Below are 20,397 nucleotides of genomic sequence, written 5' to 3'. Positions count from 1 at the left end.
GGAATCGTCACACATCAGGACGAAATCGTCACGCGTCAGGACGAAACCCTGGCGATCACGGCATCAGCGTGGTCACGAGCGTCTCCTGGAGCCCGCCCAGCCACAGGTACGCCATCACCATCGGCTTGCGCGCGTCGTCGTCCGGCAGCCGGTAGAGGAGGTCGGTGTCCTCGTCGTCGGTGATCTCCAGCCGGGACCCGATCGCCAGGCGCAGGTCGTTGAGGGCACCGAGCCACTGCCGGGACTCGCCGGGCGACAGCTTCAGCACCGCCGCGCCCTCCGCCTCGACCGACAGCGCGTCCAGGGAGCGCACCACGGCCAGGGCGTTCTCGCGCTTGCCGGCCCTGAGGTCGTTCTCGGTGTACCGGCGGAACTCGGCGGAACGCGACCGCCGTTCCTCCGCCTCCCGGGGTCCCGGGGCCGCCTCGGGGTCGGTGTAGGCGTCGGGGAAGAGCCGCCTGAGCACCGGGTCGGCGGGCGGTTCGCTCGGGCCCTCGGCGAAGAGTCGGGCGAGCGGGTCGCCGGACGCGTCCTCGGCGGGGCCGGGGCCGATCAGCTCCAGGAGCTGCACGGCCAGCGACCGGATGATGGAGATCTCGACGTCGTCGAGCGCGACGGCCGCGCCGCCGCCGGAGAGCGGTTCGAAGTGTCCTGGCATCAGTGGGGTGACTACTTCCGGTCCTGCTGGAGGGTGGCCCACAGACCGTAGCCGTGCATCGCCTGCACGTCGCGTTCCATCTCCTCGCGGGTTCCGCTGGAGACGACCGCCCGGCCCTTGTGGTGGACGTCGAGCATGAGCTTGGTGGCCTTGTCCTTCGGATAGCCGAAGTACGTCTGGAAGACGTACGTCACGTAGCTCATGAGGTTGACCGGGTCGTTGTGGACGATCGTGACCCAGGGGACGTCCGGCTCGGGTACGGCGAACACCTCCTCCGCCGACTCGGTGCGTTCGATCTCAAGGGGAGCGGGTGACGTCACACGAACCATGCTGCCACGCCCCCCGGAAATCGTCACACCGACGAAAAGGGAGTACCATCTTTGCCATGAACACAGCGGACCTTGGGCTGCCGGTGGACGTTCCCTCGACGGCGCTCTTCACGGACCAGTACGAGTTGACGATGTTGCAGGCCGCCCTGAAAGCGGGAACGGCCGGGCGGCGCAGCGTGTTCGAGGTCTTCACCCGCCGGCTGCCGGAGGGGCGGCGCTACGGCGTGGTGGCGGGCACCGGACGCGTGCTGGACGCCGTGGAGAACTTCCGTTTCGACCCGGGGGTGCTGGGCTTCCTGCGCGAGCGGGCGATCGTCGACGACGAGACGCTGGACTGGCTGGCCTCGTACCGCTTCTCGGGTGACATCTGGGGCTACCCGGAGGGCGAGGTGTACTTCCCGGGCTCGCCGATCATGCGGGTGGAGGGCTCCTTCGCCGAGTGCGTGCTGCTGGAGACCGTGATCCTGTCCATCCTCAACCACGACTCCGCGATCGCCGCGGCCGCCTCCCGCATGGCCTCGGCGGCCGGTGGGCGCCCGCTGATCGAGATGGGCGCCCGCCGCACCCACGAGCTGGCCGCCGTCGCCGCCTCGCGCGCCGCGTACGTCGGCGGCTTCGCCACCACCTCCGACCTCGCGGCCGGCTTCCGCTACGGCATCCCCACCGTGGGCACGAGCGCCCACGCCTTCACGCTCCTGCACGACGCCGAACGCGACGCGTTCCGGGCCCAGGTGGACTCGCTGGGCGCGGGCACGACCCTGCTCGTGGACACGTACGACGTCGCCGAGGCCGTCCGGACGGCGGTGGAGGTCGCCGGGCCCGGGCTGGGCGCGGTGCGCATCGACTCCGGCGACCTGCTGCTCGTCGCCCACCGGGTGCGCCAGCAGCTCGACGAGCTGGGCGCGACCGGCACGAGGATCGTCGTGACCTCGGACCTCGACGAGTACGCCATCGCCTCGCTGGCGGCGGCCCCGGTGGACGCGTACGGCGTCGGCACCCAGCTGGTGACCGGCTCCGGGCACCCGACCTGCTCGATGGTCTACAAGCTGGTCGCCCGCGCCGAGTCGGCCGACCCGAAGGCGCCGCTGGTGGCGGTGGCGAAGAGGTCGACCGGCGGCAAGACCTCCGTCGGCGGGCGCAAGTGGGCCGCCCGGCGGCTGGACTCCTACGGTGTGGCGGAGGCCGAGGTCGTCGGCACGGGCGCGGTCCCCGACGGGCTGGCCGGCCGGCAGCTCCTGGTCGAGCTGGTCCGGGGCGGCGAGGTCGTCGCCCGGGAGTCCCTGGACGTCGCCCGCGACCGCCACGTCGCCGCCAAGGCCGGCCTGCCGCTGTCCGCGACCCAGCTCTCGCGCGGGGAACCCGTCCTCCCGACGGAGTACGTCCAGGCGCGCTCGGGTACGTGAGGCGTGTGCCGCCACGCGCTCGGGTCGCGCCCCTCCCGCGACGCCGCCGCAGTCTCTAGGCTCGTACCGTCACCCATAGTCGAAGGACACCCACCATGCGCCGCGCCTTGATCGTCGTAGACGTGCAGAACGATTTCTGCGAGGGAGGCAGCCTCGCGGTGTCCGGGGGTGCCGACGTGGCCGCCGCGATCACCGAGCTGATCGGGCAGGCCCCCGCCGGTTACCGGCACGTCGTGGCCACGCGTGACCACCACATCGCGCCCGGCGGCCACTTCGCCGACGACCCCGACTACGTCCGCTCCTGGCCCGCGCACTGCGTCGCGGGCACCGAGGGCGTGGGCTTCCACCCGAACTTCGCCCCGGCGGTCGCCTCGGGCGCCATCGACGCCGTCTTCGACAAGGGCGCCTACGCGGCCGCGTACAGCGGATTCGAGGGCGCCGACGAGAACGGCGTGAAGCTGGGCGACTGGCTGCGGGCGCGGGAGATCGACGAGGTGGACGTCGTCGGCATCGCCACCGACCACTGCGTGCGGGCGACCGCGCTGGACGCGGCCCGGGAGGGCTTCCGTACGCAGGTCCTGCTCGACCTGACCGCCGGGGTGGCCCCGCAGACCACCGAGCGGGCGCTGGAGGAGCTGCGGGAGGCGGGCGTGGAGCTGTCCGGGAAGCCGGTGGTGCAGTAGGCCGCGCGGCAGGTGGTGCGGTCGGCGCCCGGCAGGTGGTGCGGTCGGCGCCCGGCCGGCGGAGGCGGGCCCCGGACACCGCCCGGGGCCGGGGCCGGGCCGGGGCCGGGGGTCACGGCTGGGGTGCCGGGCTCCTCAGCAGGGACCGGATCGGGCGCCACAGCTCGGGGGCCGTGGCGACGGCGCCGCCGGGGGCGGTCCGCCATATCAGGCCGTCGGGGTGGTGCAGGACCGCCGTGATCTCGTCCGGCGTCGGCGGCGCCGTGTTGCCGCGCAGGTAGACGGCGCGCAGGCCCAGGTTGCGGAGCCGGGTCAGGGCCCGGGCCCGGTTGCGGGCGAGGACGAGGACGCGCACTCCCCGGTCGGAGCCGGTGTGCGCGGTGCTGCCGTCGGCGGTGGGGCTGGGCAGGTTCAGTGCCACCACCACGGAGCCGTCGGGCAGCTTGCAGAAGCCTCCTGCGGCCATGCGGTCACACCCCCGTGCGTGTCGGTGTCGATGCGCGTGTCAATAACGAAATCACAGGACGCACCTAAACACGATCGGCGGCGACCCGCCAGGGGGTCGCCGCCGAAGCGCTTCTGACCTGCGAAGACGTCGACTACTTCGCCGACGGTCCGACCTTGACCGTGATCGTCGAGCCGCTCAGGGGCTCGCTGACGATCTTGATCGAGGTGTCGGTGTCAGTGACCTTGACGCCGGCCAGCGGGTTCGACGCGTCGTAGTAGCTCGACGCGCCGTCGTCGAAGACCGGGACGCCGGGACGCGCCTTGATCTTCGTGGCGACGTCGGCCTTGTGCAGCGTGATCGCGTCGGTCGGGTACTGGCTGAAGGTCGAGTCGAAGGACTGGATGCGGTTGCGCATCAGCGTGCCGTCGGACCACTTCAGCGCCGTCGGGTGGGCGTCGACCGGCAGGATCAGACCCTCGCCCGGGTGCGCGCTGGTGTTGTCGTCCGCCTGCGAGGTGTCCCACTTCCAGATCAACAGGCCGTTCTGGTACGGGTAGTGCTCCACCCAGTCCGGACGGGTCGTCGAGAAGCCGAAGTTGTACGGACCGACCTTGAGGGTCTTGTCGTACGACACGTACTGGCGGTTCTCGGCGATGTAGTACTGGGCGTAGTCGTCCGTGATGGACGCGCCGACGCGGGTGAAGCCGTCGGCCGTCCAGGCGGCGTCCGCCGTCTCCGCGTCGTCGGAGAACAGGGTCGCGCCGTCGGCGGTCACGGTGATCTCGTCGGCCGCGAAGCCCAGCTGGGCCACACCGCCGTCGGTGGCGTAGCGGAAGCGCAGGCCGATGTTCTGGCCGGCGTAGGCGTCCAGCGGGAACGTCAGCTTCTGGTAGGCGTCGACCGTGCCGGTGAGGGCGGGCTTGCCGCTGCCGTCGCGCGGGATGGCGGAGCCGTCGGCCAGCGTGCCGTCGATCGGCGTCCAGTTGGCGCCGTCGGTGGACACCTCGGTGTAGAGGTAGTCGTAGTCGGTCTCGATGTCCCACCAGCCGTCGAGGGACAGGGAGGCGGACGACTTCCCGGTCAGGTCGACCGAGCGGGTCAGGGTGTTGCGCAGGTCGTCACCGCTGCCGCTCCACCACTGGGTGGCGCCCTGCGCCGGGGTGACGACGTCGGTGGTGACCGTCTTCTCCGGCAGGACGACGACGACGGCCTGCGGGTTCTCGGTGTTGTACTCCGCCACGCCCAGCTTGTGGGTGGACTTCACGCCCGCCTCGGCGACGTCGTAGTCGAGCCAGCCGAGCTGGAGCTTGTCCCAGGCGTTCATGTCGCCGGGCAGGTCGCCGATGCTCTCCTTGCCGGTGCCGAGCCAGGAACCGGAGGACATCAGCGTCCAGAAGCCGGTGGAGTTCTCGCCGCCGCCGGAGGTGTCGTACTCGTCGGGCAGACCGAGGTCGTGGCCGTACTCGTGGGCGAAGACGCCGAGTCCGCCGTTCTCCGGCTGGATGGTGTAGTCGCCGACCCAGATGCCGGTGTCGCCGATCTGGGTGCCGCCGAGCTTGTTGGTGTCCGGGCCGGTGGAGCCGGCGTCGGTGGCGAAGGCGTACCAGCGGTGCGCCCAGATGGCGTCCTCGCCCTGGGCGCCGCCGCCCGCGGACTCGTCCTCGCCGGCGTGGACGATCTGGAAGTGGTCGATGTAGCCGTCGGACTCGTTGAAGTCGCCGTCGCCGTCGTAGTCGTAGCGGTCCCACTGGTCGAACTCGGCGAGCTCCGCCTTGATCTCGGCGGCGGTGTCACCGGCGGCCTCGCGCTCGGCCACCCAGGCGTTGACGCCGTCCTGCACGGCGTACCAGGCGCCGGTGGGGGCGTCGTTTGAGCCGTAACGGGCCTCGTTGTAGGGGACCTTGACCCAGTCGGTCACCTCGCCCTCGACCGAGTAGCGGCCCGAGGACTGCTTCTCGTAGTACTTCTTCAGCGACTCGGTGTCCGCGCCGGTGCCGAAGTAGAGGTCCTGGAAGTGCTCCTGGTTGTAATCCGCCTGCCAGGCCGTGCTGTTGTCCTGGGTGCGGTCCGGCTCGGCTATCTCGTTGTGCAGCGGGCCGGTGGTGCCGCCGTAGCGGCTGTCGATCTGGTCGCCGAACTCGACCAGGATCGTGAAGATCTTGTCGGTCTGCTCGCGGCCGAGCTCGACGTACTTGCTGCCGCCCTTCCCGCCCTGGAGCTGCACGACCTTGGAGCCGTCGCGCTCCTTGACCGTGGCCTCGCCGGATATGACCTGCTTGAGGGCCTCCTCGCGCTGGGCCTCCTGCGTCTTGCTGAGCGGCCCGTCGAAGTCGTGCTCGCGGGCCTCGGCCGGCTGCGGGTCCTGCCGGTCGGCCGCCGGGGCCTTCGCCGGCACGCTGTCGGCCGCCTGCGCCACGGCGAACGTCGAGAACGTCGCCGAGGCCGCCGCGAGGGCGACGACCGTGGCGGCCGTCCTGAACGTCCAGGATCTACTCGTCACTTGATGCCTCCCCTAACGCATCCCTGCCGCACGGATGGGAGATCCATGTCAAGGGATGTCCGCGCGCGGTTATACGCGTGTAGTCAAGTGCCGTCATTTGACTACTGGTTCAGCGGAAAAGACAGACCTTGACTTGGACAGATCAAGTGCATTATTGGGAGCCGACGTTCGTATTGCGGACACATGACCGTAACGTGACGGGCGCGCACGGCCGTCCGGGTACCGCACCGCATGACTCCGTGCGCCCCCTGTGCACCGGCACCGTGGGTTAGGTCACGCTTACTGCTCGTTCCACTCGGGCATGCAGGCGAATAGAGTCGAGACCGCCCCCGCTTCCGAGGACACGATTGCCATGCCTCGTCCGACTGTCGCACAGCTCACGTACGGTTCCTGCACCGTGATCTTCTCGGCACTCGCCATGCTGGCGCTGTCCCAGACGAGTTCGGGCTCCCTCATCGCGGTCATCTCCATCACCGCGGTCGCCCTCGGCGTACTCGTCGCCATGACGGTCCCGGTCCCCCGGCGGGGCCCCGTCGTCGTGGCACGCTCCACCGTGGACGAGCCCGCACCCGCCTCGGCCGTCCCGGCCCCCTCGATCGTCCCGGCCGTCCCGGCGGCCTCGGCACCCGAGCCCGTCCGGGAACCGTCGGCGTCCTGACCTCCACGACGGCGGGCCCCCGCCCGGCACGGCGGGGGCCCGCCGTCATGCCGGGCGGGGGCCCGCCGTCGTGCTGTCGCCGCGTCAGACGACGGCCACCACCACCGTCTTGGCGGCCTTGTCGTGCAGGCCCTGCTTGTAGGGCTTGTCGAAGAAGCTCCAGCCGCCGCAGATCACCGTCCACAGGCACGCGCAGCAGAACGCGAACGGCACCCACAGCACCAGGGCCCGGACCAGCGAGGTCTGCACGGAGGGCGTCGAGCCGTCGTCCAGGTTGGCCACGCGCATGCCGAGCCACTTCTTGCCCAGCGTCCGCCCGGTCCTGGCGATCAGGACGGTGTCGTAGGCGATGTAGAGCACGGCGGCGATCACGGACTGGGCGAGGGACTTGCCGACCTCGACGCGCTCGCCGTCCATGTCGTACTCGTTGACCCCGAACCCCCACGTCAGCAGCCAGACGACGATCGCCACCAGGATCATGTCGATGATCCTGGCCAGGGTCCGCTTGCCGCTGTCGGCCAGCGGGGGCATGCCGGCCAGCGGGTCGGCCGGATAACCCCCGTACGGGTCGCCGCCGTAGGGGCCGCCGCCGTGCGGACCACCGCCGTAGGGGCCGCCCCCGTAGGGCGGGGGCTGTCCGCCGGGGGGCGGCGGCTGCCCGCCGCCGCCCGCACCGCCGTGCGGGCTGTCGTACGGCGACCCTTGCGGGCCCTGCCCCTGACCGTACGGGGGCTGCTGCGGGGGCTGCTTCCTGAACGGATCGTCCTCCGGCGGCTCGCCGCCGGAACCGGGGGGCGGTTCGGTCGTCATGGCCCGAGTCGACCGCGAACCCCACGGCCGCGCATCCGGCGAGCGGCCGTCCGGAGTACGAATTTCCCTGCGCCGCCCGCCGTACGGGCGGTGGCCGGTCAGTCCGCCACGAACGTGTGCGCCGCCTTGTCGTGCCAGCACTGGCGCCACGGCCGGTCGAACAGGCACCACAGGACACCGACGACACCGACGGCGAGCAGGCCGGACACGCTGTAGACGAGCCAGCGGCGCAGGGCCGCGCCGAAGGACGGCGGCTCGTGGCCCTCGATGTCCCGCACCTCCAGCCCGAACAGCCTCTTGCCCAGCGTGCGCCCCCACTTGGCGGTCGGCAGCGCCTCGTACAGGATCCCGGCCACCAGCAGCACCGCGAGGACGATGCCGAGGTACACCGACGTCGTGCCGTCCAGCAGCCAGACGGTGACGGTCTCCCCGGTCAGCTCGGCCGCCTCGATCTTGTCGTTCACGTGGTCGACGGCCCTGGCGCCGAGCGGGACGGCGGCCGCGGAGGTGACGGCGCCGAGGACGAGCGAGTCGACGAGGCGGGCGGCCAGCCGCTTGCCGAGCCCCGCCGGGCGGGCCTCCGCCTGCCGCCGGGCGGCCGCTTGGAAGACGTCCTCGACCGGCGGCTTCCACGGCACGACCGGCTGGTCGTCACCGGCCCCCGCCAGCCGGTGCACCTGCTGCTGCCAGGAGGGCTGCCCACCACCGGGACCCGCGCTCATCGGCGCGGGCTGAGGGCCGGCGGGGGCTGCGGGGGCTGCGTAGGCGGTCGGGGAGGGCTGGGGGCCGGCGGGTTGGGGGCCGGACGACTGCGGGCCAGCGGGCTGCGGGCCGGTGGACTGGGGGCCGGTGGACTGGGGGCCGGTGGACTGCGGGGGGATGTTCGGGGTGGCCGGTCGGGGGCCGGAGAAGGCGGGGCCGGAGCCCTGAGCGGCGGACGGGGTCGCGGTCCGGGCGGGCGGCAGACCCGTGGGGCCCTGCGCGGCCGGGGCGGCCGGTGCCGCCGGGGCCGCCGGGGCGGGGATCTGGGCCTGCGCGGCCTGGGCCTGCGCGGCCGCGGCGCGTTCGGCGGCGGCCTTGCCCGCGGCGAAGCCGGGCTTGGCGGCGGGCGCGGAGCCGCCCGGAGCGGGGGCGGCGGACGGGCCGGCCGGAGCGGTAGGGGCGGCCGGGACAGCGGGGGCGGCCGGGGGGCCGAAACCGGCACCGGGCACGCCGACGGGTCCCTGGGCGGCGCCGAGACCCGCGGCGGCCTCACCGGAGCCGGGCGCGCCCACGGGACCCTGGGCGCCGAAGCCGCCGCCCGAGGCAGCCGCGCCCGGCCCGCCGTAGCCGGGCACGCCGGAGCCGCTCCCGACCGCGCCGGGCACGCCGGAGACCGCACCCGCACCCGCACCCGCGGAGCCCGGCGGGCCGAAGCCCGCCGCCGCCGGGGATCCCGGGGTTCCGGCCGTCCCCGGAGCTCCCGGAGCTCCCGGAGTCCCCGGAGCCCCGGGGTTCCCCTGAGCCGGGCGGGCCGCTCCGGCAGGTGCGCCCGTGCTTCCGGGCTGCGCCCCGGGCGCCCCGTCAGGGCGGGGCGTGCGCGGGACGGGCGCGCGGAAGGTCATGGTGCCGTCGTCGGAGCCGGGGCCACCGGGGTGGGAGGCGGCGGGCGGGGCGGCCGCGGGGGCGGATCCGGCCGTCGGACGGCGGAAGACGAACGTGCTGCCGGAACCGGCCCGGTCCGCGCCCGCGTCCGGCTGCGCCGGAGGGGCCGTCGCCGTGCCCTCGCCGCCGGCCGGCCGCCCGTCCGGCGGGGCCGCGCCCACCCGCGGGTCCGGGCCCTGCGGACTTCCCCAGGACGCCTGGCGGTCCTGGTCCCCGCCGAAGCCGGACCGGTGGGAGCCGTCGGCTCCCCACGCGGACGACGGTGCGTCAGGAGCGCCGTACGGCCCGGCCGGTGCCGGGTCCTCGTCGAAGAAGTGCGGGCCGGTCTCCTCCACGGACGCCGGGGGAGCCGCCGGCCGCGCGCCGGACGGAGGCGTGAGCGGTTCGCCGTCGGACGGCGCCGGGCGGCTGGTGCCGGGCACCCAGGAGGCACCGTTCCAGTACCGGACGTATCCAGGGATGGACGGGTCCGGGTAATACCCTTCGCGGGGCCTGTCGTCGCCGGGGGCCGGGGTTGGGGCGCTCATGTCCGTCGTCCCGTATCTGCTCGGGGGTGGGATGGGGGGCTCCACATCTATCAGACGAGCGCAACCCCCACCGCCAGTCCCGCCGTACCCGCCCCGTTCCGGGCAACCGCGTACACACCCTTCACACGTTCGGACCGCCGGCGAAAGAACTTCCCGGAACCCGCGTAACGCTCCGGCCCGGACCCGCTCTCCCTCCCGTACGGGTCATGTGGACCCCGTGCGGAACGGCACCGAGAGGAGAACGGACATGCATCCCACCGTGGTGGAGCGCGAACTGGAGGTCAGGCTCGTCCTGTCACCGGAGCGGAGCGTCCCGGTCCCGGCCCGGCTCGGGTACCGCAGCGACGACCCCTTCGCCGTGCACGTCACCTTCCACATCGACTCCGAACGGCCCGTCGAGTGGACGTTCGCCCGCGAACTGCTGGTGGAGGGCGTGTTCCGGCCGTGCGGGCACGGGGACGTACGGGTGTGGCCGGCGAAGGCGGACGGGCGCGGTGTCGTACTGCTGGCGCTGTGCTCGCCCGACGGCGACGCGCTGCTGGAGGCACCGGCGGCCCAGGTCGCGGCCTGGCTGGAGCGGACGCTGCGGCTGGTGCCGCCCGGCACCGAGGGCGGGCAGCTGGGGATCGACGACGCCCTGGCCGACCTGCTGGCCCCCGCGCCCGCGGACGAACCGTGGGGGCGCGACCCCCGTGCTCCCCGCGACCGCCTCGACCGCCTCGACCCCCGCGACCGCCTCGACGCCCGCGACCGCCTCGACCCCCGGTGCGCGTGGCCGTCGGACGGGTCCGCGGACGCGGAGTGAGCCGTCGCGGGAGGCCGGAACAGTTCGCACCGGATTCAGAACACTTTGCCGGGGTTGAGGATGCCGAGCGGGTCGAAGACGTCCTTGACGGCCCGCTGCATCTCCAGGCCCACCGGGCCGATCTCGCGCGCCAGCCACTCCTTCTTCAGCACGCCCACCCCGTGCTCGCCGGTGATCGTGCCGCCGAGCTCCAGACCGAGGGCCATGATCGCGTCGAAGGACTCGCGGGCGCGCCGCACCTCGTCGGGGTCCCGGGCGTCGAAGCAGACCGTCGGGTGGGTGTTGCCGTCGCCGGCGTGGGCGACGACGCCGATGGTCAGCCGGTACTTCTCGGCGATCCGCTCGACGCCGTCGATCATGTCGCCGAGCCGCGACCGGGGCACGCACACGTCGTCGACCATGGTGGTGCCCTTGGCGGCCTCCAGGGCGACGAGCGTGGACCGCCGGGCCTGCAACAGCAGTTCGGACTCGGCCGCGTCCTCGGCGGGGACGACCCGGGTGGCGCCGGCGGCCTCGCACAGCGCGCCGACGGCGGCGAGGTCGGCCGCCGGGTCGGTGGTGTCGAAGGCGGCGAGCAGCAGGGCCTCGGTGGCCTCGGGCAGGCCCATGCGCGTGAGCTCGTTGACGGCCCGGACGGTCGTACGGTCCATGAGTTCGAGGAGGGACGGCACGTGCCCGGCCTCCATGATCCGGCACACGGCGTCGCAGGCGGCGGCGCCCGACGCGAACTCGGCGGCCAGCACGAGCTGCGCGGGCGGCTTCGGCTTCAGCGCGAGGACGGCGCGCACGACGACGCCGAGCGAGCCCTCGGAACCGACGAAGAGGCGGGTCAGGTCGTACCCGGCGACGCCCTTGGCGGTGCGGCGGCCGGTGGACATCAGGCGGCCGTCGGCGAGGACGACGTCGAGGCCGAGGACGTACTCGGCGGTCACCCCGTACTTCACGCAGCACAGGCCGCCGGAGGCGGTGCCGATGTTGCCGCCGATCGTGCACGTCTCCCAGCTGGAGGGGTCCGGCGGGTAGGACAGGCCGTACTCGCCCACCGCCCGGGAGAGCGCCGCGTTGACGACGCCCGGCTCGACGACGGCGATGCGGTCGACCGGGTCGATCTCCAGGATCCGGTCCATCTTCGTCAGGGAGAGCACGACGCAGCCGTCGGTGGCGTTGGCGGCGCCCGACAGTCCGGTGCGGGCGCCCTGCGGGACGACCGGGACGCGCAGCTCGGTGGCGGTGCGCAGGACGTGCTGGACCTGTTCGACCGTGCGCGGCAGCACCACCACGGCCGGGCTGCCGGCCGGACAGAAGCTCGCCATGTCGTGGGCGTACGAGGCGGTGACGTCGGGGTCGGTGAGGACGGCCTCGGCGGGCAGGCCCTCCAGCAGACGGGCCGGCAGACGCTCCGGGAGGCCGCCGGTCGCTTCGTCGCGAGGAGCTTCGATACGGCTCATGATCACAGCGTCGCACTCGGGGCCATCGGTGTGAACCCCGTCCGCGGCACCCGGCGGAAGCTGTAATCCGGTCGTCGTACTGACGCACAGTGAGCGCCATGGACAGCGCCGTGCAGACCGAAGCCGCGGACCGGCAGCCGCGGACCCCCGCTCCCCGTGGAGGGGCCCGGCCGGACCGCTCCCGGCGGCGGCGCCGGCTGGTCCTGGGCGCACTGGCCGGATGCCTGGCGCTGGGCGGGGTGCTCGTGCCGGTGCTCGGCGAGCGGGGGCGGCCGCCCGGACCGCTGCCGGGGGCGCAGGCCGACACGGCGGTGCGCGCCGGGGTCGCGGCCGCGCTGCCCGACCTGGCCGCGCTGATCGACGAGCGCGAGGACCGGGTGCGCGAGCGTCCCGGGGACGGCGAGGCCTGGGCGGTCCTCGGCGCGGCCTACCTGGAGCGGGGCCGGCGCACCGCCGACGCCGCCGTCTTCTACCCGAAGGCCGAGCGGGCACTGCGCATGTCGCTGAAGGTGCGTCCGCACCGCAACGCCGAGGCGCTCACCGGCCTGGCGGCCCTCGCCAACGCCCGCCGCGACTTCCGGGCGGCCCGGGCGTGGGGCGAGGCCGCCCGCAAGCCGGCGCCGAAGCAGTGGACGACGTACGCGCAGCTCATCGACGCCTACACCGGGCTCGGCGACCACAAGAAGGCCCGTTCCGCGCTGGACCGGATGACGGCACTGCGGTCCGGTACGGCGGTGCGGGGGCGGGCCGCGGCCGCCTACCGGAACCAGGGCTGGCGCGAGGACGCGGCGGCCGCGCTCTCCGACGCGGCGGCGGGGGCGGCCACGGCCGCCGAGGAGGCGGCGTGGCGGGAGCGGGCCGGGCAGCTCGCCTTCGAGCGCGGCGACACGGAGGCCGCCCTGCGGTACTTCCGGGAGGCGGTGCGCCTCGACGCCGACCAGCGGGCCGCGCAGGCCGGGCAGGGACGGGTGCTGGCGGCCCTCGGGCGGACGACGGAGGCGGTGGGCGCGTACCGGTCGGCGCTCGCCCGGCAGCCGCTGCCGGGTTACGCCCTGGAGCTGGGCGAGCTGTACGAGTCGCTGGGCATGGTGCGGGCGGCCCGGGTGCAGTACGACCTGGTACGGACGCGGGTGCGCCGGGAGGCGGCCGGCGGGGTCGACGGGGACCTGGTCCTCGGCCGGCTGGAGGCCGACCACGGGGATCCGGCCGAGGCGGTGCGGCGGCTGCGCGCCGAGTGGCGGCGGCAGCCGGGCGTCGAGGTCGCGGACGCGCTGGGCTGGGCGCTGCACCGGGCCGGCCGGGACGCGGAGGCGCTGCGGTACGCCATGATCGCCACCGACCGGGCGCACGGCGGAGCGGTGCGCAGCGCGCCGTACGCCTACCACCGGGGGATGATCGAACTCGGGCTGAGGAAGCAGGGGCCGGCCCGGCGGTACCTCACCGAGGCGCTGCGGATCAACCCGTACTTCTCCCTGTCGGGCGCGCGCGCCGCCCGGACGGCCCTGGCGGAGCTGGGCGAGCCGTCGCCGGCGGCGCCCCCGGAGGTGACCGCCACCTGGCCCGCTCCGCGGGGTGACGCGCCCGACACGGCCTCCGCCGAGCGGTCGTCGCGGGACGGCGCCCCCGGGGCGGCCTCCGCCAGGCGGCCTTCGCGGGACGACGCTCCCGGCGCGGCCTCCGCCGGGCGGTCGTCTCGGGAGGACGACGATGCCGGTGGGGCCTCCGCGGAGCCGTCCGAGCGGGACGGCTCGCACTCGGAGACCGAACCGGCCGAGCAGGAGGGCTCACGCTCGGGGACCGAACCGTCCGGACGGGAGGGCTCACGCTCGGGGACCGAACCGTCCGGACGGGAGGGCTCACGCTCGGGGACCGAACCGTCCGAGCGGGACGGCTCACGCTCGGGCACCTCCGCCGAGCCGTCCTCGCCGGGCGGCCGGTCCCGGTAGGGCCTGCTGGAGGGCCTACTGGGGCCTACTGGGGCCTACTGGGGGGCCGCCACCGGGGTAGGAGGGCTGCTGAAGGCAGTAGGGGGCCTGCTAGAGGTTGCCGCGCCGGGCCTGCTCCCGCTCGATCGCCTCGAACAGGGCCTTGAAGTTGCCCTTGCCGAAGCCCATCGAGCCGTGCCGTTCGATGAGTTCGAAGAACACGGTCGGACGGTCCTGGACCGGCTTGGTGAAGATCTGGAGCAGGTAGCCGTCCTCGTCGCGGTCGGCGAGGATCTTCAGTTCGCGCAGGGTCTCCACGGGGACGCGGGTGTCGCCGACCCACTCGCCGAGGGTGTCGTAGTACGAGTCGGGGGTGTCGAGGAACTGCACCCCGGCGGCGCGCAGGGTGCGGACCGTCGCGACGATGTCGTGGGTGTTGAGCGCGATGTGCTGGACGCCGGCGCCGCCGTAGAACTCCAGGTACTCGTCGATCTGCGACTTCTTCTTGGCGACGGCGGGCTCGTTGATCGGGAACTTGACCTTGAGCGTGCCGTCGGCGACGACCTTCGACATCAGCGCGCTGTACTCGGTGGCGATGTCGTCGCCCACGAACTCCTTCATGTTCGTGAAGCCCATGACCTTGTTGTAGAAGCCGACCCATTCGTTCATCCGGCCGAGTTCCACGTTGCCGACGCAGTGGTCGATGGCCTGGAAGGTGCGGTGGGCCGGCGGCTCGGCGATCGGGGTCGCGGCGACGAAGCCGGGCAGGTAGGGACCGTCGTAGCCGGTGCGTTCGACGAGCGTGTGGCGGGTCTCGCCGTAGGTGGCGATCGCGGCCAGCACGACGGTGCCGTGCTCGTCCTTCAGTTCGTACGGCTCGGCGACCGGGCGGGCGCCGTGCGCCACGGCGTAGGCGTACGCGGCGCGCGCGTCCGGGACCTCCAGGGCGAGGTCGACCACCCCGTCGCCGTGCTCGGCCACGTGCCGGGCGAGGAAGTGGCCCCAGGTGCTGTCGGGCCTGATCACCGAGGTGACGACGAAACGCGCGGAGCCGTTCTCCAGGACGTAGGAGGCGGTCTCGCGGCTTCCGTTCTCCGGTCCGGAGTACGCGACCAGCCGCATGCCGAAGGCGGTGGAGTAGTAGTGCGCCGCCTGTTTGGCGTTGCCCACGGCGAAGACGACCGCGTCCATTCCCTTGACCGGGAAGGGGTCGGCCTGCCGGGCGGTGTCGGGAGTGTGCTGTGTGGTCTGCGTCATAGCCGCAGCCTCGCGCCGCCCGGCAAGGTGCGCAACACTTCGCTCGTCCGCTGGGCAGTCTGCCCAGCGCCACGGCGGTCCCGGCGGGCTTTCTGTACAGGCTGACCATCTCGGAGGCAGGGTATGGCGATCGATCGTCTGGACGGCCGGATCATCGTGCTGCTGGCCCGGGAGCCGCGCATCGGCGTGCTGGAGATGTCCCGGCGGCTGGGGGTGGCGCGGGGCACCGTGCAGGCGCGGCTCGACCGGCTTCAGTCGAACGGAGTCATCCGCGGATTTGGTCCCGAGGTGGACCCGGCGGCCCTCGGCTACCCGGTCACGGCGTTCGCCACGCTGGAGATCCGGCAGGGGCAAGGGGCCGACGTTCGGGCGCACTTGGCGGGTGTCGCGGAGGTGCTGGAGCTGCACACCACCACCGGCAGCGGGGACATGCTGTGCCGGCTGGTGGCCCGCTCCAACGCGGATCTCCAGCGGGTGATCGACCGGGTTGTCGGCTTTGATGGGATCGTCCGGGCCTCCACCGCGATCGTGATGGAGAACGCCGTTCCGCTGCGGATCATCCCGTTGGTGGAGCAGGCGGCCCTGGGACCGGGAGAGGAACCGACCGACTCGGGGTGAGGCGCGTGAACTTCTGGGAGTACCTGGGCAACCGCCACCAGCAGTTGCTCACCGACGCCTTTCAGCACGCCAGCGTCGTCTTCCAGTGCATGGTCGTGGCGACGGTGCTCGGTCTGCTGATCGCGGTCGTCACCTACCGCAGCGGCTGGGCCGGCAACCTCGCCACCACCGCCACCTCCACCGTCCTGACCGTCCCGTCCCTCGCCATGATCGGTCTGCTGATCCCGCTGGTGGGCCTGGGGGTGCCGCCGACGGTGATCGCGCTGACCCTGTACGGGCTGCTGCCGGTCGTACGGAACGCGATCGTGGGCCTGCGGGGCGTCGACCCGTCCCTGGTGGAGGCGGCGACGGGCATCGGGATGTCCCGGCTGATGCGGCTGGCGCGGGTGGAGCTGCCGCTGGCGTGGCCGCCGGTCCTGACCGGCATCCGGGTCTCCACGCAGATGCTGATGGGCATCGCCGCCATCGCCGCGTACGCCTCGGGGCCCGGCCTCGGCAACGAGATCTTCCGCGGCATCGCCTCCCTGGGCAGCAAGAACGCGCTCAACCAGGTCCTCTCGGGCACGCTGGGGATCATCGTCCTGGCCCTGCTGTTCGACGCCGCGTACGTCGTCGTCGGACGGCTGACGATCCCGAGGGGGATCCGTGCCTGAGGCCCGGCCCGGCTCCCCGGACCCGTCCGTCTCGCACGGCGCGACGATCGAGCTGGAGAACCTCACCAAGCACTACCCCGGCAGTGCGCAGCCGGCCGTGGACAACGTGAACATGGAGATCAGGGCGGGCGAGACCGTCATCTTCGTCGGGCCGTCGGGCTGCGGGAAGTCGACCACCCTGAAGATGATCAACCGGCTGATCGAGCCGAGCGGCGGGCGCATCCGCATCGACGGCGAGGACGTCACCGACATCGACCCGGTGCGGCTGCGCCGCAAGGTCGGCTACGCCATCCAGTCGTCCGGCCTCTTCCCGCACATGACCGTCGCGCAGAACATCGCGGTCGTACCGCGGATGCTGGGCTGGCCGAAGGGCCGGACCAGGGACCGGGTGGACGAGATGCTCGACCTGGTCGGCCTCGACCCCGGGGAGTTCCGCGGCCGCTATCCGCGCCAGCTCTCCGGCGGACAGCAGCAGCGCGTGGGCGTGGCGCGGGCACTGGCGGCGGATCCGCCGGTGCTGCTGATGGACGAGCCGTTCGGCGCCGTGGACCCGATCACCCGCGACCACCTCCAGGACGAGCTGATCCGGCTCCAGCACGAACTGCACAAGACGATCGTGTTCGTCACCCACGACTTCGACGAGGCGATCAAGCTGGGCGACCGGATCGCGGTGCTGCGCGAGCGCTCGCACATCGCGCAGTTCGACACCCCGGAGGCCATCCTCACCAACCCGGCGGACGACTTCGTGTCCGGGTTCGTGGGCGCGGGGGCGGCCCTGAAGCGGCTGAACCTCACCCGCGTACGGGACGTCGAGGTCACCGGCTACCCGACGGTGAGCGTGGAGGACCCGCTCCAGACCGTCTTCAACCGGCTGCGCACCAGCGGCACGAACGAGATCCTGCTGCTGGACCGGCGGGACCGCCCCTACAAGTGGCTGCGGCGCGGCGACCTGATGCGCGCCAAGGGCTCGCTGGCCCGCGCGGGCACCCTGGTGAGCGACACCGTGACCAGGGACGCGACGCTGCGGGACGCGCTGGAGGCGGTGCTGACGGACAACACCGGCAGGGTCGCGGTCACCGGGCGGCGCGGCGAGTACATCGGCGTCGTCGACATGGAGACGCTGCTGAACTCCGTGCACGAGCTGCTGGAGGCCGACCGGCTGGAGGCGCTGGAGGCCCAGCACGAGCTGGAGGAGGCGCGGGCCCCGCAGACGCACGCGGAGCAGGAGGGCCACGGCGGGGAGGTGAAGGCATGAGGAGCCCGGAACCGGTCGAGGAGGCGGTGGGGGACGAGGAGGCGCCCGGCCGGGACGGCACCGAGGGCCCGCCGCCGGCGCCCGGTCCCCCGCGGCGCCGTTTCACCTGGCAGCAGCTGACGGTCCTGCCCGCCTTCCTGGTCGCCCTGCTGCTCGCCACCTGGCTGTGGTTCCAGCAGGCGGACCTGGACACGATCTCCCAGAACGCGCTGTCCGGCGGGCAGGTGTCGAGGGCGCTGTGGCAGCACATCGAACTGACCGTGATCTCCACCTTCTTCGTGCTGGTCATCGCGATCCCGCTGGGCATCCTGCTCACCCGCATGCCCCTGCGCAGGGCCACCCCCTTCGCGATGGCCATGGCCAACATGGGCCAGGCCACCCCCGCGATCGGTCTGCTCGCGCTGCTGGTGATCTGGCTGGGCACGGGCGAGAAGGCGGCCCTGATCGGCATCATCGTCTACGCCATCCTGCCGGTGCTCTCCAACACCATCGCCGGTCTGAAGGCGAACGACCCGACGCTGCTGGAGGCGGCGCGCGGCATCGGGATGTCCCCGGTGGGCGTGCTCGCCAAGGTGGAGCTGCCGCTGGCGGTCCCGCTGATCCTGGCCGGTGTCCGCACCGCCCTCGTCCTGAACGTCGGTACCGCGACCCTGGCGACCTTCGGCGGGGGCGGCGGGCTCGGCGTCCTGATCACCGCCGGCATCACCAACCAGCGGATGCCGGTGCTGGTGCTCGGCTCCGTCCTCACCATCGCCCTGGCCCTGCTGGTGGACTGGCTGGCCTCGCTGGCCGAGGTGCTGCTGCGGCCGCGGGGACTGGAGGTGGGCGGATGAGCCCACCGAGGCAGATGAGGTGTCGGAGGCGGAGGAGACCCGTGGGGCGGGTCCGGTGCACGGCCGGGTGCCTCGCCGGGGCGCTGGTGCTGGCCTCCGGCTGCGGGCTGACCAGCGGCTCCCCCATGGTCGACGACGTCTCGCCCGGGTCGATCGGGCAGGGCGAGCCGCTCAAGGGCGCCCGTCTCACCGTGACGTCGAAGTCGTTCACCGAGAACCTCATCCTCGGCGCCATGATGGGCATCGCCCTCCAGGCGGCCGGCGCCGACGTCCTGGACCGCACCGGCATCCAGGGCTCCATCGGCAGCCGCGAGGCCATCCGCAACGGGGACGCCGACGCCATGTACGAGTACACGGGCACCGCCTGGATCACGTACCAGGGCAACAGCGAGCCCATCACCGACCCGCGCGGACAGTGGGAGGCCGTGCGCGACGCGGACGTGCGCAACGGGGTGACGTGGCTGCCGCCGTCCCGGCTGAACAACACCTATGCGCTGGCGATGAACCAGGCCAACTTCAAGAAGTACCGCACCAGGACGCTGTCGGAGGTCGCCGCGCTGTCCGAGTCCGACCCGGCCGCCGTCACCCTGTGCGTGGAGGGCGAGTTCGCCAACCGGGCGGACGGGCTGCCGGGCATGCAGAAGGCGTACGGCATGGACGTGCCGGCGTCGCGGATCACCCAGATGGACACCGGCATCATCTACACCGAGACGGCGAAGGGGAGCTGCACGTACGGGGAGGTGTTCACCACCGACGGGCGCATCAAGTCCATGAACCTGGTGGTGATGGAGGACGACAAGAAGTTCTTCCCCAACTACAACGCCGCCCCGGTGGTCAACACCAGGACCTTCGAGAAGTGGCCGGCGATCGCGGACGTCATCGACCCGGTCACCGCGAAGCTGGACAACACGGTGGCCCAGGACCTGAACGCGAAGGTGGACGTGGACGGCGAGGACCCGCACCAGGTGGCGCTGGACTGGATGAAGGAACAGGGGTTCGTGAAGTAGGCCGACGGGGCCCGTACCCCTGTCGGCCCGGGGCTCAGCAGTTCGGTACGGAGCCCTTGCCGTTCGCCAGGGCGGTCAGGGACTCCACCGCCCCCTTCAGGGTGGTCACCGGGATCAGCCGCAGCCCCGCGGGCAGCTCGGCCCGGGCGTCCGCGCACTCGTCCTTCGGTACGAGGAAGACGGTGGCGCCGTCCCGGCGGGCGGCCTGCGTCTTCAGCGCGACCCCGCCGACCGCGCCGACGGTGCCGTCGGCGTCGATGGTGCCCGTCCCGGCGACGGTACGGCCGCCCGTGAGGTCACCGCCGCTGCCGTCGCCGTCCAGCTTGTCGACGATGCCCAGGGAGAACAGCAGACCGGCGCTGGGACCGCCGACGTCGGCGAGCTTCAACGTGACCTCGACGCCGTCGTCGGTGCGGCCGAGGTAGCGCAGCGCCGCCTCGGTCGCGGCGTCCTGGGACTCCTCCATCTGCTCGGTGTTGTACCGCTCGATCTCCTCGGTGCTGTCACCGCTGGGGTACACCGAGTCCCGCGGCATGATCGCCTGGTCGGTGCGGAACCAGCCGTCGACCACGTCCTCCAGCGAGACCCGCGCGTCCGGACCGGTCGCCTCGATGGTCGTCATCCGCAGCTGCCCCCGGGTCTCCCGGGTGGTCGCGCCGGAGATCGTGATGACCGGGGTGCCCTTGTTCTCCCCCAGCACATCCGCCGTCATCCCCGGCTGCGCCACCGAGAACGGCAACGGCGCCAGCCCCGCCGTCGCGAGCAGGGCGACGAGGGGCAGAGCACAGACGGCCAGGGCCTGAAGACGCGTGAGGCGTGAGAGCACGGAGTCAATCTAACGCGAGGGGGCGACGCGCCAGCGGGGCGGTGGTCAGGGGCGACACCCACAGACAACACACCGGCCAGAACCACGCCGCACCCGCACTCACCGCACCC

At 72.9% G+C, this 20,397-nt stretch carries 18 protein-coding genes and 2 pseudogenes; 10 read left to right on the top strand and 10 right to left on the bottom strand.

Features of this window, described 5'->3' with window-relative positions; all coding sequences use genetic code 11:
* Nucleotides 1-55: 55 nt before the first annotated feature.
* Together ACFYWQ_RS38805 and clpS are read right to left on the bottom strand one after the other, a co-directional pair.
* Nucleotides 56-658, bottom strand: coding sequence for a DUF2017 domain-containing protein (locus tag ACFYWQ_RS38805; RefSeq protein ID WP_389523971.1), 603 nt, complete (start codon nt 656-658; stop codon nt 56-58).
* A gap of 11 nt (nt 659-669) precedes the next feature.
* Nucleotides 670-987, bottom strand: coding sequence for an ATP-dependent Clp protease adapter ClpS (gene clpS, locus ACFYWQ_RS38800; protein ID WP_365462008.1), 318 nt, complete (start codon nt 985-987; stop codon nt 670-672).
* A 56-nt stretch (nt 988-1,043) separates the two neighbouring features.
* Here clpS and ACFYWQ_RS38795 point away from each other — a divergent pair, with 56 nt between their 5' ends.
* Nucleotides 1,044-2,390 (top strand): nicotinate phosphoribosyltransferase, encoded by a 1,347-nt coding sequence (locus ACFYWQ_RS38795; RefSeq protein ID WP_389523967.1) that lies wholly within the window; start codon nt 1,044-1,046, stop codon nt 2,388-2,390.
* A gap of 95 nt (nt 2,391-2,485) precedes the next feature.
* The gene (locus tag ACFYWQ_RS38790) at nt 2,486-3,073 is read left to right on the top strand and encodes a nicotinamidase (RefSeq protein WP_389523964.1); all 588 of its coding nucleotides are present in this window, start codon (nt 2,486-2,488) and stop codon (nt 3,071-3,073) included.
* A gap of 112 nt (nt 3,074-3,185) precedes the next feature.
* On the opposite strand, the gene ACFYWQ_RS38785 is transcribed toward ACFYWQ_RS38790, so the two are convergent.
* Together ACFYWQ_RS38785 and ACFYWQ_RS38780 are read right to left on the bottom strand one after the other, a co-directional pair.
* The gene (locus tag ACFYWQ_RS38785; RefSeq protein ID WP_389523962.1) at nt 3,186-3,539 is read right to left on the bottom strand and encodes a hypothetical protein; all 354 of its coding nucleotides are present in this window, start codon (nt 3,537-3,539) and stop codon (nt 3,186-3,188) included.
* A 133-nt stretch (nt 3,540-3,672) separates the two neighbouring features.
* The gene (locus tag ACFYWQ_RS38780; RefSeq protein ID WP_389523959.1) at nt 3,673-6,021 is read right to left on the bottom strand and encodes an immune inhibitor A domain-containing protein; all 2,349 of its coding nucleotides are present in this window, start codon (nt 6,019-6,021) and stop codon (nt 3,673-3,675) included.
* Nucleotides 6,022-6,373: 352 nt separating this feature from the next.
* On the opposite strand from ACFYWQ_RS38780, the gene ACFYWQ_RS38775 reads away from it, so the two are divergent.
* Nucleotides 6,374-6,679: a hypothetical protein gene (locus ACFYWQ_RS38775; protein ID WP_389523955.1), complete on the top strand. Its 306-nt coding sequence runs from the start codon at nt 6,374-6,376 to the stop codon at nt 6,677-6,679.
* 84 nt (nt 6,680-6,763) lie between these two features.
* On the opposite strand, the gene ACFYWQ_RS38770 is transcribed toward ACFYWQ_RS38775, so the two are convergent.
* From ACFYWQ_RS38770 to ACFYWQ_RS38760, 3 genes and pseudogenes are all read right to left on the bottom strand, one after another.
* On the bottom strand, nt 6,764-7,489 hold the full coding sequence (locus ACFYWQ_RS38770) for an RDD family protein (RefSeq protein WP_389523952.1): 726 nt from the start codon (nt 7,487-7,489) through the stop codon (nt 6,764-6,766).
* Between the two features lie 98 nt (nt 7,490-7,587).
* Nucleotides 7,588-8,856: an RDD family protein gene (locus tag ACFYWQ_RS38765; RefSeq protein WP_389524074.1), complete on the bottom strand. Its 1,269-nt coding sequence runs from the start codon at nt 8,854-8,856 to the stop codon at nt 7,588-7,590.
* Between the two features lie 681 nt (nt 8,857-9,537).
* Nucleotides 9,538-9,660: pseudogene (locus tag ACFYWQ_RS38760) on the bottom strand (DUF2510 domain-containing protein); the annotation flags it as partial.
* 247 nt (nt 9,661-9,907) lie between these two features.
* On the opposite strand from ACFYWQ_RS38760, the gene ACFYWQ_RS38755 reads away from it, so the two are divergent.
* Nucleotides 9,908-10,465 (top strand): SsgA family sporulation/cell division regulator, encoded by a 558-nt coding sequence (locus tag ACFYWQ_RS38755; RefSeq protein ID WP_389523949.1) that lies wholly within the window; start codon nt 9,908-9,910, stop codon nt 10,463-10,465.
* 35 nt (nt 10,466-10,500) lie between these two features.
* On the opposite strand, the gene ACFYWQ_RS38750 is transcribed toward ACFYWQ_RS38755, so the two are convergent.
* Nucleotides 10,501-11,919 (bottom strand): FAD-binding oxidoreductase, encoded by a 1,419-nt coding sequence (locus ACFYWQ_RS38750; protein ID WP_389523946.1) that lies wholly within the window; start codon nt 11,917-11,919, stop codon nt 10,501-10,503.
* 92 nt (nt 11,920-12,011) lie between these two features.
* On the opposite strand from ACFYWQ_RS38750, the pseudogene ACFYWQ_RS38745 reads away from it, so the two are divergent.
* Nucleotides 12,012-13,457: pseudogene (locus ACFYWQ_RS38745) on the top strand (tetratricopeptide repeat protein); the annotation flags it as partial.
* 492 nt (nt 13,458-13,949) lie between these two features.
* Here ACFYWQ_RS38745 and hppD read toward each other — a convergent pair.
* Entirely contained in the window at nt 13,950-15,095 is a 1,146-nt protein-coding gene (hppD, locus tag ACFYWQ_RS38740) for a 4-hydroxyphenylpyruvate dioxygenase (RefSeq protein ID WP_389523944.1), read from the bottom strand.
* A gap of 123 nt (nt 15,096-15,218) precedes the next feature.
* Here hppD and ACFYWQ_RS38735 point away from each other — a divergent pair, with 123 nt between their 5' ends.
* From ACFYWQ_RS38735 to ACFYWQ_RS38715, 5 genes are read left to right on the top strand one after another with little or no spacing between them, the layout of a single operon-like run.
* Nucleotides 15,219-15,713 (top strand): Lrp/AsnC family transcriptional regulator, encoded by a 495-nt coding sequence (locus tag ACFYWQ_RS38735; RefSeq protein WP_389523941.1) that lies wholly within the window; start codon nt 15,219-15,221, stop codon nt 15,711-15,713.
* A gap of 5 nt (nt 15,714-15,718) precedes the next feature.
* Nucleotides 15,719-16,366 carry an ABC transporter permease gene (locus ACFYWQ_RS38730; protein WP_389523939.1) on the top strand — a complete coding sequence of 216 codons (648 nt, stop codon included), beginning with the start codon at nt 15,719-15,721 and terminating at the stop codon, nt 16,364-16,366.
* The gene (locus ACFYWQ_RS38725; RefSeq protein WP_389523937.1) at nt 16,359-17,621 is read left to right on the top strand and encodes a betaine/proline/choline family ABC transporter ATP-binding protein; all 1,263 of its coding nucleotides are present in this window, start codon (nt 16,359-16,361) and stop codon (nt 17,619-17,621) included. Before ACFYWQ_RS38730 ends, ACFYWQ_RS38725 begins: the two co-directional genes overlap by 8 nt.
* Nucleotides 17,618-18,454: an ABC transporter permease gene (locus ACFYWQ_RS38720; RefSeq protein WP_389523935.1), complete on the top strand. Its 837-nt coding sequence runs from the start codon at nt 17,618-17,620 to the stop codon at nt 18,452-18,454. Before ACFYWQ_RS38725 ends, ACFYWQ_RS38720 begins: the two co-directional genes overlap by 4 nt.
* A gap of 14 nt (nt 18,455-18,468) precedes the next feature.
* A complete protein-coding gene (locus tag ACFYWQ_RS38715; RefSeq protein WP_389523932.1) occupies nt 18,469-19,461 on the top strand; it encodes a glycine betaine ABC transporter substrate-binding protein in 993 nt (330 codons plus the stop codon).
* A gap of 34 nt (nt 19,462-19,495) precedes the next feature.
* Here ACFYWQ_RS38715 and ACFYWQ_RS38710 read toward each other — a convergent pair whose 3' ends face one another.
* The gene (locus tag ACFYWQ_RS38710) at nt 19,496-20,287 is read right to left on the bottom strand and encodes a S16 family serine protease (protein ID WP_389523930.1); all 792 of its coding nucleotides are present in this window, start codon (nt 20,285-20,287) and stop codon (nt 19,496-19,498) included.
* Nucleotides 20,288-20,397 lie beyond the last annotated feature (110 nt).

The sequence above is a fragment of the Streptomyces sp. NPDC003247 genome (assembly GCF_042888135.1).
Lineage (GTDB): Bacteria > Actinomycetota > Actinomycetes > Streptomycetales > Streptomycetaceae > Streptomyces.
Note: the sequence above shows the minus strand (reverse complement) of the source record. Positions and strands in the feature narration are given on the sequence as shown.